The organism is Streptomyces sp. NPDC058525 (assembly GCF_042719495.1).
GTDB lineage: Bacteria > Actinomycetota > Actinomycetes > Streptomycetales > Streptomycetaceae > Streptomyces.
Window position 1 is genome coordinate 19144 of the sequence record NZ_JBHXNP010000035.1, and the last position, 10981, is coordinate 30124.

Annotated in this window: 11 protein-coding genes; 1 reads left to right on the forward strand and 10 read right to left on the reverse strand. The window is 71.8% G+C overall.

Translation table 11 applies throughout. The annotated features are described in order from the left end of the window. Window positions 1-89: 89 nt before the first annotated feature. Together ACFWP3_RS18295 and katG are read right to left on the reverse strand one after the other, a co-directional pair. A complete protein-coding gene (locus ACFWP3_RS18295; RefSeq protein ID WP_208948659.1) occupies window positions 90-200 on the reverse strand; it encodes a class III lanthipeptide in 111 nt (36 codons plus the stop codon). 267 nt (window positions 201-467) lie between these two features. Beyond that, window positions 468-2678: a catalase/peroxidase HPI gene (katG, locus tag ACFWP3_RS18300; protein ID WP_384221940.1), complete on the reverse strand. Its 2211-nt coding sequence runs from the start codon at window positions 2676-2678 to the stop codon at window positions 468-470. A gap of 234 nt (window positions 2679-2912) precedes the next feature. On the opposite strand from katG, the gene ACFWP3_RS18305 reads away from it, so the two are divergent. Beyond that, window positions 2913-3323, forward strand: a complete 411-nt coding sequence (locus ACFWP3_RS18305) for a Fur family transcriptional regulator (RefSeq protein ID WP_384221942.1) — start codon at window positions 2913-2915, stop codon at window positions 3321-3323. On the opposite strand, the gene ACFWP3_RS18310 is transcribed toward ACFWP3_RS18305, so the two are convergent. The 8 genes from ACFWP3_RS18310 to ACFWP3_RS18345 form a co-directional block, all read right to left on the reverse strand. Next, window positions 3289-4545, reverse strand: coding sequence for a cytochrome P450 (locus ACFWP3_RS18310; protein ID WP_384221945.1), 1257 nt, complete (start codon window positions 4543-4545; stop codon window positions 3289-3291). The genes ACFWP3_RS18305 and ACFWP3_RS18310 overlap by 35 nt on opposite strands. Then, a complete protein-coding gene (locus ACFWP3_RS18315) occupies window positions 4542-5732 on the reverse strand; it encodes an MAB_1171c family putative transporter (protein WP_384221947.1) in 1191 nt (396 codons plus the stop codon). The genes ACFWP3_RS18310 and ACFWP3_RS18315 overlap by 4 nt, the downstream gene beginning before the upstream one ends. Next, complete coding sequence (locus tag ACFWP3_RS18320) at window positions 5729-6226, reverse strand: hypothetical protein (RefSeq protein ID WP_384221950.1); 498 nt, start codon at window positions 6224-6226, stop codon at window positions 5729-5731. Before ACFWP3_RS18320 ends, ACFWP3_RS18315 begins: the two co-directional genes overlap by 4 nt. Before the next feature lie 213 nt (window positions 6227-6439). Further along, window positions 6440-6892, reverse strand: a complete 453-nt coding sequence (locus ACFWP3_RS18325) for a helix-turn-helix domain-containing protein (protein WP_384221952.1) — start codon at window positions 6890-6892, stop codon at window positions 6440-6442. Window positions 6893-6942: 50 nt separating this feature from the next. After that, window positions 6943-7695 (reverse strand): thioesterase II family protein, encoded by a 753-nt coding sequence (locus ACFWP3_RS18330; protein ID WP_384221954.1) that lies wholly within the window; start codon window positions 7693-7695, stop codon window positions 6943-6945. Between the two features lie 20 nt (window positions 7696-7715). Next, on the reverse strand, window positions 7716-8525 hold the full coding sequence (locus ACFWP3_RS18335) for an ArsR/SmtB family transcription factor (protein WP_384221957.1): 810 nt from the start codon (window positions 8523-8525) through the stop codon (window positions 7716-7718). A 237-nt stretch (window positions 8526-8762) separates the two neighbouring features. After that, the gene (locus tag ACFWP3_RS18340) at window positions 8763-9998 is read right to left on the reverse strand and encodes an MFS transporter (RefSeq protein ID WP_384221959.1); all 1236 of its coding nucleotides are present in this window, start codon (window positions 9996-9998) and stop codon (window positions 8763-8765) included. A 1-nt stretch (window position 9999) separates the two neighbouring features. Next, the gene (locus ACFWP3_RS18345) at window positions 10000-10980 is read right to left on the reverse strand and encodes a TauD/TfdA family dioxygenase (protein WP_384221961.1); all 981 of its coding nucleotides are present in this window, start codon (window positions 10978-10980) and stop codon (window positions 10000-10002) included. Window position 10981 lies beyond the last annotated feature (1 nt).

Genomic DNA, 10981 nt, shown 5'->3' on the forward strand with positions numbered 1-10981 from the left:
GAGGGCCGCCGCCGGCAGCGGCTGGTGGGCAACGGGGAACGGCGATCCGTACGGGGACACAGCGCGTCCCGTACGGATCGCCGTCGGGGTTACACCGGCTTGGTGGAACAGCAGGTGCTGCTGCTGCTCGTCAGACTGACGACGGCCGCGCTGTTGTTCGTCGCCACGGGCTGCAGGTTCTGGAGCTTGAGTACGCTCATCGGGGTCACCTCCTCGCAGGTCGGGTGGGTCGGTGGTCGGAATCGCCGTACAGGGCCGATCGGCATGCCCGAGTCAACGCCACCCGCCCCACCCGCACATGGGAGCTCCCCACCCGTCATTCCCGCGCACCACCCCCAGGAACGGGCCGCCCGGACGGGCCGCAAAGGGTGGTGGGCCGCACGGAGGCGGCCCACCGGGATGTACGGGGTGCGGACATGCGTACGGGCCGGCCCCCCCCGGAGGGAGAGCCGGCCCGTACGGCGGGATCAGACGAGGTCGAACCGGTCCAGGTTCATGACCTTGTCCCACGCGGAGACGAAGTCCTTGACGAACTTCGCCTTCGCGTCGTCGCTCGCGTAGACCTCCGCGAGCGCGCGCAGCTCGGAGTTCGAGCCGAACACGAGGTCGGCGCGCGTACCGGTCCACTTGACCGCGCCGCTCGCGTCACGGCCCTCGAACTCGTCCTGCGCCGAGGACGTCGACTTCCACGTCGTGCCCATGTCGAGCAGGTTGACGAAGTAGTCGTTGGACAGCGTGCCCGGCTTGTCCGTGAAGACGCCGTGCTTCGAGCCGCCGTGGTTGGCGCCCAGGACGCGCAGACCGCCGATGAGCACGGTCAGCTCCGGCGCGCTGACCGTCAGCAGGTTCGCCCGGTCGACCAGCAGGAACTCGGCCGGCAGGCGGTTGCCCTTGCCGGTGTAGTTGCGGAAGCCGTCGGCGGCCGGCTCGAGCGCGGCGAAGGACTCGACGTCCGTCTGCTCCTGCGAGGCGTCGACGCGGCCCGGCGTGAAGGGCACCTCGACGTCGACTCCGCCGTCCTTGGCGGCCTTCTCGACGGCCGCGGAGCCCGCGAGCACGATCAGGTCGGCCAGCGAGACCTTCTTGGCGCCGGTGTTGAAGGACTCCTGGATGCCCTCGAGCGTACGCAGCACCTGCGCGAGGTCGTCCGGGTTGTTGACCTCCCAGGTGCGCTGCGGCTCCAGGCGGATGCGGGCGCCGTTGGCGCCGCCGCGCTTGTCGCTGCCGCGGAAGGAGGAGGCCGAGGCCCAGGCCGCGGAGACCAGCTGCGCGATGGTGAGGTCCGAGGCGAGGATCTGCTCCTTGAGGGAGGCGATGTCCGCCGCGTCGACGAGCTCGCCCTCGCGCGCCGGCAGCGGGTCCTGCCACAGCAGCGTCTCGGAGGGGACCTCCGGGCCGAGGTAGCGCACGACCGGGCCCATGTCGCGGTGCGTCAGCTTGTACCAGGCGCGGGCGAAGGCGTCCGCGAACTGGTCGGGGTTCTCGTAGAAGCGCCGCGAGATCTGCTCGTAGACCGGGTCGAAGCGCAGCGACAGGTCGGTGGTGAGCATGGTCGGGAGGTGCTTCTTCGAGGCGTCGTGCGCGTCCGGGATGATCGCCTCGGCGTTCTTCGCCACCCACTGGTTCGCGCCGGCCGGGCTCTGGGTGAGCTCGTACTCGTACTCGAAGAGGTGCTTGAAGAAGTCGTGGCCCCACTGGGCGGGGGTGGTGGTCCAGGTGACCTCGAGACCACTGGTGATCGCGTCGGCGCCCTTGCCGGTGCCGAACGAGTTCGCCCAGCCGAAGCCCTGCGCCTCGATCGAAGCGGCCTCGGGGTCGGCGCCGACGTTGTCCGCCGGGCCGGCGCCGTGCGCCTTGCCGAAGGTGTGGCCGCCGGCGATCAGGGCGACGGTCTCCTCGTCGTTCATCGCCATGCGGCGGAACGTCTCGCGGATGTCGCGGGCCGCGGCGACCGGGTCCGGGTTGCCGTTGGGGCCCTCCGGGTTGACGTAGATGAGGCCCATCTGGACCGCGCCGAGCGGGCTCTCCAGCTCGCGGTCGCCGGTGTAGCGCTGGTCGTCGAGCCAGGTGGTCTCGGGACCCCAGTACACGTCCTCGTCGGCCTCCCACACGTCGGCGCGGCCGCCGGCGAAGCCGAAGGTCTCGAAGCCCATCGTCTCCAGGGCGACGTTGCCGGTGAGGATCATGAGGTCGGCCCAGGAGATGGACTGGCCGTACTTCTGCTTGACCGGCCACAGCAGACGGCGGGCCTTGTCGAGGTTGCCGTTGTCCGGCCAGGAGTTCAGGGGGGCGAAGCGCTGCTGGCCGGCGCCGGCGCCGCCGCGGCCGTCGCTGATGCGGTACGTGCCCGCGCTGTGCCAGGCCATGCGGATCATGAGCGGGCCGTAGTTGCCGAAGTCGGCCGGCCACCAGTCCTGCGAGGTGGTGAGCACCTCGGCGATGTCGCGCTTGACCGCGGCGAGGTCGAGGGCCTCGAAGGCGGCCGCGTAGTCGAACTCCTCGCCGAGGGGGTTGGCCACGGCGGGGTTCTTGGCAAGGATCTTCAGGTTGAGCCGCTCCGGCCACCACTGGCGGTTTCCGCCGCCCTGGGTCGGGTGGGGGGCGCGCTCGTGGGCGACGGGGCAGCCACCGCCCTCGGTTTTGGCGTCTACGACGATTGCATCGTGGTTCTCAGACATGGGAATCCTTCCGGACCAGGCGGACAGCGGTCTCGACGCCGAGTGGTCACCGTCCCGGACGGTCTCGAATGACTCCTGCCGCTTTGGGGTCATTCATCCTCTTGGCTATCAACGAAACCGATCCTACGATGGACAGAATCCAAGTCAAGACGGACACCAAGCCAATATCCCATCGGATCTCCGACGTCCTCGTGAACCACGGACATCCCGCCGAGCCTGAAAAGGTGAGCCGATATGAGTGACCTGCTGGAACGGCTGCGAGCGCGCGGCTGGCGGTTGACGTCCCAGCGGCGTGTCGTCGCGGAGGTCCTCGACGGTGAGCACGTCCACCTCACGGCGGACGAGGTGCACGCACGCGCCGCGGAGCGGCTGCCCGAGATCTCCCGGGCCACCGTCTACAACGCCCTGGGCGAGCTCGTCACCCTCGGTGAGGTCGTCGAGGTCTCCACCGACGGCCGGGCCAAGCGCTACGACCCCAACGCGCACCGGCCCCACCAGCACCTCATCTGCTCCGGCTGCGGCCTCATCCGCGACGTCCACCCCACGGGCAGCCCGCTGGCCGGCCTGCCCGCGGAGGAACGATTCGGCTTCACCGTGTCCGGGGTCGAGGTCACCTACCGGGGGCTGTGCCCGGCCTGCGCGTAGCGGAGCCCTCCGCCGCCACGGCGACCGGCAGCTCCCGGACGGCGTGGAACCGGAAGGTCGTCATCCAGGGGACCTCCCGGGCGGGGCACGCGAGCCGGAGGGCCGGCAGACGGCGCAGCAGCGTGCCGAGGGCCGCGGAGACCTGCATCCGGGCCAGCGGCGCGCCGAGGCAGTAGTGCAGCCCGTGGCCGAGGGAGAGGTGCGCCTTGTCCGCCCGGCCGAGGTCGAACCGGTCGGGGTCGGGGTAGCGCGTCGGGTCGCGGTGGGCGGCGGCGAGGGAGAACAGCACCGTGTCCCCCGCGGGGATCCGCACCCCGCCGATGTCGAGGGGCTCGGTCGGGAACCGGCGGATCGCGGTGTGGTTCGGGTGCGAGTGGCGCAGCAGCTCCTCCACGGCCTGCGGCAGCAGCTCCGGACGGGCCCGCAGCGCCGCCAGCTCCTCCGGATGCGTGAGCAGCGTGAGCAGGCCATTGCCCAGCAGGTGCTGGACGTTCTCGCTGCCGGCCATGAGGAGGAGGAAGGCCAGCGAGACGAGCTCGTTCTCGGTGAGCCGGTCCTCGTCGTCCCGGGCCGCGATCAGGTCCGACAGCATGTCGTCACCGGGCCGGGCGCGGCGCCGGGCCACCAGGTCGAGCAGGAAGCCGTGGATGGCCTCGATCGCGGAGGCGAGCTCCTCCCGGGACGTGGCCGCGAGCATGGTGGCGACCCAGCCGGAGAACGCCCCCCGGTCGGCCTCGGGCACGGCGAGCAGCTCGCCGATGACCGTGAGGGGCAGCGGCCGGGCGAACTCCTCGACCACGTCGGCCCGGCCCTCGGCCGCCATACGCTCCACCAGCCGGTCGGCCAGCGCGTCCACCGCCGCCTGTACGGAGCCGCGCAGGCCCTCGACGTGCCGGGGGGTGAACCCCTGGGACACCAGGCGGCGCAGCCGCAGGTGGTCGTCCGCGTCGATGTTCAGCAGGTTCGCGTCGAGCGCCGGGGGCAGGGAGAAGCCCTTGAAGCCGGTTCCGGAGTGCCTCTTGTTGACGGACAGCCGGGGGTCGACGAGGCCCTGGCGGACATCGGCCTCCCGGGTCACCAGCCAGACCGGCGAGCCGTCCGGCAGCGCGACGCGGTGCACGGATCCCTGCTCGCGCAGCCGCGCGTACATGGCGTGCGGATCGGCCGGGAAGCCGTGCCCGAAGGGCTGGGGGAGGGCGGTGGGGGCGGTGTTCACGGTCATGCGGGTTCCTTGCGTGGTGTGCCGGGGGCTTTCGGGTGGCCGGCGTAGCGGACGGCGATGGGCGAGGACATGGCACGGGCCAGTCTGCGCTGGAAGGCGAGCTCCGCCGCGAGGTCGCCGGGGGCGGCGGCCATCGGGGTCTGCGGCTGGCGCTGGGGCGGGCGGTCGCGGCGCTTCGCGTCGATCGCGTTCCTGAGCTGCGCCGCCTCCACCACGGCCGCCAGCTCCTCACCGCGCAGGCCGGCCCGCTCGGCGTCCCGCCGGGCCAGCTCGGCCACGTCCGCGTCCATCCAGGTGCGCAGCGCCCACTGGGCGTCGCGGATCTCGATCACCATGCGGTACAGCCGGGTCCGCAGGTCCAGGGCCCCGGTGCACGGCAGGACGGGCTCCGGTACGTGCTCGGTGAGGCTGCGGTGCAGGGGGCCGAGCGCACGGTGCGCGCCGCGGTGTCCCAGCCGGACCCGCAGGGAGGTGAGGTGCGGGCCCCAGTCCGGCAGGATCCAGCCGATCGTCTGGACGATCACGGCGATGGCCACGCCGAGCTGCGCGACGGGCTCCCAGGCGCGTCCGTCGTGCCCGAGCTGGGCCGCGACGACGTCGGCGGTCCGGGCGCCCGTGTAGACGAGCGCGAAGGGCAGGGTGAGGGCGACCATGCGAAGGCCGCGGCGCAGCCAGGGCGACGGCGCGATCCTCGCGTACCGCAGGCCCATCACGCCGACCTGCACCTGGTTCGCCGTGAACGCGGCGAGGTAGACGACAAGGTAGGCGGGGGTGAACTGGGCCCGGGCGACGGCGAAGTCGTGCGGCGCCTCGCCGTGGGCCGACGCCGCGAAGAACAGCACCGCCATGGTGACCAGGACCAGTCCCAGGGCCGCCACGCGGGGGACCGCCTTGCGGCGGGCCGCTTCCGGGCCGTGGCTGAAGTGCAGCAGTACGAGCTGCTGGCAGACCGTCATGACGACCACGCAGCTCTGCGTGAGCAGGCCGGAGAAGTTCTCGATGCCGGCGAGCTCGCTGACCCGCACCCAGACGGACGGGGTGGACACGGTGAAGATGACGAAGAGCAGCAGGAAGTTGGCGACCAGGGCGACCTGGGGGACCGAGCGGTCCGTCCTGAGCACCCGGGCCTTGTAGCCGAGGGCCACCAGGGCCACGCACGAACAGAGCGGATAGAGGAGCGTGTTCACGCCGGGTCCCGCGCCACGGGCGACTCCAGCGAGCTGAGCCGCTCGGCGATCTCCCGGGCTTCCGGGGGCACGGTCCAGGTGGGGTGGATGTTCCACGTGCCGATGAGCCCGCCGATCAGCGAACCCACCAGCTCGGCCTCCTGCTCGGCCTCCGAGTCGCCGTGCTCACGGCCCATGACCCGCCGTACCAGCGCCGGGTCGAGCGAGGGCATCAGCAGCCGCGAGGCGTCCACGCTCATGACGGGCGAGGTGTCGTGGTCGCACACGACGTGGCCGATCTCGTGGAGGATCACCTGCTGCTGGTGGACGGGTACCAGGCGCTCCTCGGCGAAGATGTAGTCCCGGGTCTCGGTCGCGACCCACAGTCCGTGCGGGCCGGCGGAGGGGAGGGCGAGGGTGACGATGTGCACCTGGCGTTCGCGCAGGGTGCCGACGTAGGCGCACAGTTCGTCGACGGTCAGTTTCCCGCCGGGCGGCAGACGCAGGTCCCGCACCCTCTCCCGGCACCGCTCGGCCAGTGGGTTGGCGGCCGGGCCGCCGCGTTTCGATCGCCAGCGCACGACGATCACAGCACGTCGACGCTGAGTGCCGCACCGCTGAACATCCTGGTCCCCCCGAGTGATCGTCAGGAGTTCTACCCCAGCACAGTTGCCCCGGCTGGAACAGGCGGGTTTGCGCCAGTAAGGCCGGTCAAGGGGGGTTCCCCGTCAGTCTTCCGCAGGACTCCCGGATGGCGGCGGGTCCTCCGCGAGACCCTCCAACTCCCGTACTCTTTCTATCAGTTCGTTGATCGAGCGCATGCTCCGCTCCGACAGTCCGGCGGTCCGCAGGGCGACCCGCTGGACCTGGGCGTCGCGCATGGCCGCCAGGAGGGCCAGCTCGGTGTCGACCGTGGCGGTCACCTCGTCGTCGAAGAAGTAGGCGGGCGGCACGCCGAAGAACTTCGCGAGTCCCTCGATGTGCCGCAGCGTCGGATTGTCCCGCTGGCCCTTGCGCAGCAGCCAGATGTAGCTGCCCGAGATGGGGACGCCGGACGCCGTGATGGCACGGGCGACCTCCTCGCCCGTGTAAGGCCCGCGACCGGCCGGCGCCGTGGTGCCGAACAGGTGGTTCAGCTTGTCGGCCAGGCTGCCGGTCGGCTTGTCGTCGGGGTTGGTCATGCGCCGTGCCTCCATCTTCGAAGGCGCACTTTACCTTCGTGCCTGATGGGTCAGCCTGCGGCCGGGGCGCCGGTCGCGAGCCGCAGCAGCCGCGGCGCGTGGTCGGCGAGATAGAAGTGGCCCCCGGGGAACACGTGCCGCGCGTAGGAGCCGGTGGTGACCGAGGCCCACGCGTCGATCCGGCCGAGGTCCACCTGCGGATCGCGGTCTCCGGTCAGGGCGAGCACATCGGCCCGCACGGGCGCCGCACCCGGATCGGCCCGGTAGGTGTCGACCAGGTGGTAGTCGTTGCGGACGATGTCGAGCACCATCTCCCGCAGGTCCGGATCGTCGAACACGGCCGAACGGGTGCCGCCGAGCCTGGTCATGGAGGCCATGAGCGCCTCGTCGTCGCGGATCACCGCCGCGCCCGGCTCGGGCCCCGCCCGCAGCTCCCGGCCCGACACGCACAGCCGCGTGACGGACGAGGAGCCCCAGGCTTCCAGCAGCCGCAGGGTCTCGTACGCGACCGCCGCTCCCATGCTGTGGCCGAAGAACACCGTCTCCCGCGCCCCGTCCGGCTCCTCGGCCAGGGCCTCGGCCACGCCCTGCGCCAGCTGCTTCATCGCCGGGACCAGCGGCTCGGCCAGCCGGTTCTCCCGGCCCGGGTACTGGACGGACCGCAACGTGCAGCCGGGGCCCAGGTGCTGTGCCCAGTCGCGGAACCAGCTCGCGCTGCCGCCCGCGTGCGGGAAGGTGACCACGCGGGTCTCCGCGTCCGGGCCGGGCCCGTAGGCCACCAGCCAGGGGGACTTCTTGCTCATGGTGGTTCCGGCCAATCTGGCTAGCCGAGAACGGCTTCGCCGAGGTGGGTGAGGCGGTGGACGACGAGGTTGCTCTTCCGCTCCGTCGCCACCAGCCCGGACCGCCGGAGCACGCTGACGTGCTTGCTCGCGGACGGCTTCGAGATGTGCAGGCGGCGGGAGATGTCGCCGGTGGAGCTGGGTACGCGGACGCTCTCGAGGACGCTCGCGCGGGTGTGGCCGAGCAGCTCGCGCAGCGCGGCCGCGCCGTCCTCCTCAGCCTGCCACAGGGAGGAGGCCGCCTCGGTGTCGAGCGGGACGTTGTAGACCAGGGTGGTCAGCCCCTGCCGGCCGCTCTCCGGGTCCAGGACGAGCGGGCGGCTGGCGAACAGGGAGGGGGCGAGGACGATCCCGTCGCCGGTGAGGCGGATCTCCCGCGCGTTCTGACCGTTGTCCACCCGTAAGCAGGGCGCGTCCCAGTCGATGGTCGGGTGCAGCCGGTTGAGGGCGCTCTCCACGCCGCCCGACAGGGCCGTCCGCCCGAACAGTTCCCGCTCCATCTCCAGATGGCTGCGGATCCGCCCCCAGAACGGTTCGATCGCCGTGGCGTGGAAGTAGCCGCCGGCCGGCGAGGGGCCCGCCGCGGCGCGGGACGCGGGCGGCGGGGCCGAGGCCGCGATCGTGGAGATCCGGCGCAGTCTTCGCTTCACCTTCCGGCGCCACTCGCTGAACTCGTCCTGGAGCGGCTCCGCGTATCTCAGCTCCGCGAGGCGCGATTCGAACTCCGCCCCCAGCGTGCCGATGAAGCGTATCCGCGACAGGTCCTCGACGGTCAGTCGGAGGGTAACCAACGCATTTCTCCTGATGTCAAAGCCATGCACGCGGTTCCCCGCGCGCCCCCATACCTTGCGCATCCACATGAGTTGATGACTGTCGGTCAGCCTACAGTGATCAACCGGCCTCGGGGCAGGGCGCTTTCGAGCCATCGGGTACGGAGGGTGCGGCTTTGCCGTCAGTCGGGTCGGCGGTTCCCGAACCGCACGCCCAGGGCGTGCTCAGGTCCTGCTCAGGGCGTTTTCAGGGCGTGTTCAGCGGGCCGGTACCGGACCGGTCCCGTCGCCCACCTCCTCCACCGCCGGCGCCTCGGGCGGCCGGCGCATGACCGGGCTCAGCACGGCCGACAGGGCGATGAGGCCCAGCAGCGCCGAGCAGGCCAGCAGCGTGGCGGGCCGTCCACACAAGTCGAAGGCGGCGCCGCCCGCGAGCGGAGCGATCGCCGCGCCGCCCGCACTGCAGATGTTCGCCACGCTCATCACCCGCCCGCGGTGGGTGTCCGGAGTGAGAAGCAGCTGGTACGTGGTGAAGTAGGCGCTGGCCGTCGGCGCGGTGAAGGCGGTGACCCCGAGCAGGATCCCCGGCGTGTAGCTGCCCGGCAGCAGCGCGATCCCCGCGGTCAGCACGGCGAAGAGCCACAGGACAAGGAAGATCGGACGCGAACCGGTCAGCACCCGCTGGAGCCGGGGCGCCGCCAGCGCGCCCAGCAGCCCGCCGACGCCCAGCAGCGCGGCCATCACCCCGACCAGGCCCGAACTCATCCCGCTCGTCTTCGCCGACGCGATCACGACGAAGTACACCGCTCCGTAGAAGAAGTTCGTGACCGTGGCGTACAGCAGGCCCAGCCGCAGGAAGGGCCGCCCCGAGATCCAGCGGATGCCGTCCACCAGGTCCCGCGCGGACCACCCCCGGCCTTCCTTCCGCCCCGCGGGCGGCTGCGGCTTGATGAAGAGCAACAGGACGAAGCTGATCGCGTGGGCGACCCCGCCGAGGGCGAACGGCAGCGCGTTGCGCATCGCCTGCAGGAATCCGCCCGCCGAGGTGCCGACGAGCTGGCCGGCGTACGTGCGCGCCGAGTTCATCGCGACGGCGCCGGACAGCTCCTCCCGGGGGACCAGGGCCGGCACCATCGCCGCGCCCGTGGCCAGCAGCACCGCGGTGGCCGCGCCGCTCACCAGCGCCAGCAGCACCAGCACCGGCAGCGACGCCACCTCCACCCACAGGGACAGCGCCGCGACGCCGAACACCGCCACCAGCACCCCCTCGCACCAGAGCATCACCGACCGCCGGTCGTACCGGTCGGCCACGGCGCCCGCCGGCAGGCCGGCGAGCAGCATGGCGACGGCGTCGACGAACGCGATGACACCCGCCTGCGAGGGGGACCCGGTGATCGTCAGCACCAGCAGCGGCAGCGCGATCAGGGAGGTGCTGTAGGCGAACTCGCTGACCGCCTGGCTCGCCCACAGCAGAGTGAAGTCCTTCCTGGCCATGTCAGCCCAGCACGCGCGAGCGGGACCGGGTGTGCACGTACGTGCGCCGCAGGTCGCGGACCACGCTGGTGCGCTTGAGCCACCGGTCCTCGCCGTCGTACCGGGGCACGAACACGTCCCGCCCGTGCACCACCCGGTAGTTGTCCAGGAAGACGGCCTCGCCCGGGCTCAGCACGACCCGCTCGGCGGACGCGTTCAGCAGCTCCGCCGCCTCCTCCATGGCCCGACCGGCCTCCGCGTCACCGGGCAGCGGACTGGTGAAGTCCGCGTCGATCCGCAGGTACGGGGCGTCGGCGGGGCCGAACAGTACGGACGCCACCTCGTGCTCGCGCTCCTCCCTGGCGACCGGGAGCCCCCCGGAGTACCGCGGCGCGACCGCGTGCGAGTCGTCCGGGTAGAAGCGGAACCGGTCCTGCGCCAGCACCTCCCGCAGCGGCTCCGGCAGGCTGCGGGAGTCGAGCCCGGCGACGGTCGTGCCCACCCGGTCCGGGTTGCGCAGGCACATCAGGGCCACGTAGTCCCCCCGGCAGGCGTGGAACACGTCCTCGGTGTGCAGGGTGAGCTGGGTCTCGCTGCTCGCGCTGGTCAGCGAGGACTCCTGGCCCTTGGCCGGGCAGACGTCGTGCACCAGCCGGCCGTTCTGCTGGTTCGCCCAGGCGAACGGGTCCCCGAGGACGGAGGCGATCAGCAGCAGCACCAGCTCCTCCCGGATCGCCGCCCCCTCCTTCTCGGCGACCTGCCAGCTCGCCGGGGTCGGCACGAGGCGCTCGTCGACGGGGAGGTTCGCCACCGTGATGACGGGCTCCTCGGCAGTCCGGCAGGCCACGAGGAACTGCCGTATCCCGAGCGGCAGCCGCTCGGACTCCGCCCGGATCTCGTCGGCGAGGATCAGCGGCTGCCAGCCCTGGCGGCCGGCGAGGAAGCGGTCCGCCAGATCGGCCACCGCGTCCGTCTCGTTCTGGTTCAAGGCATAGCGACTCACG

What these genes read in the sequence shown, in the direction of transcription:
- ACFWP3_RS18295 (WP_208948659.1), bottom strand. Translation starts at nt 200, where the DNA reads ATGAGCGTACTCAAGCTCCAGAACCTGCAGCCCGTGGCGACGAACAAC.
- katG (WP_384221940.1), bottom strand. Translation starts at nt 2,678, where the DNA reads ATGTCTGAGAACCACGATGCAATCGTCGTAGACGCCAAAACCGAGGGC.
- ACFWP3_RS18305 (WP_384221942.1), top strand. Translation starts at nt 2,913, where the DNA reads ATGAGTGACCTGCTGGAACGGCTGCGAGCGCGCGGCTGGCGGTTGACG.
- ACFWP3_RS18310 (WP_384221945.1), bottom strand. Translation starts at nt 4,545, where the DNA reads ATGACCGTGAACACCGCCCCCACCGCCCTCCCCCAGCCCTTCGGGCAC.
- ACFWP3_RS18325 (WP_384221952.1), bottom strand. Translation starts at nt 6,892, where the DNA reads ATGACCAACCCCGACGACAAGCCGACCGGCAGCCTGGCCGACAAGCTG.
- ACFWP3_RS18330 (WP_384221954.1), bottom strand. Translation starts at nt 7,695, where the DNA reads ATGAGCAAGAAGTCCCCCTGGCTGGTGGCCTACGGGCCCGGCCCGGAC.
- ACFWP3_RS18340 (WP_384221959.1), bottom strand. Translation starts at nt 9,998, where the DNA reads ATGGCCAGGAAGGACTTCACTCTGCTGTGGGCGAGCCAGGCGGTCAGC.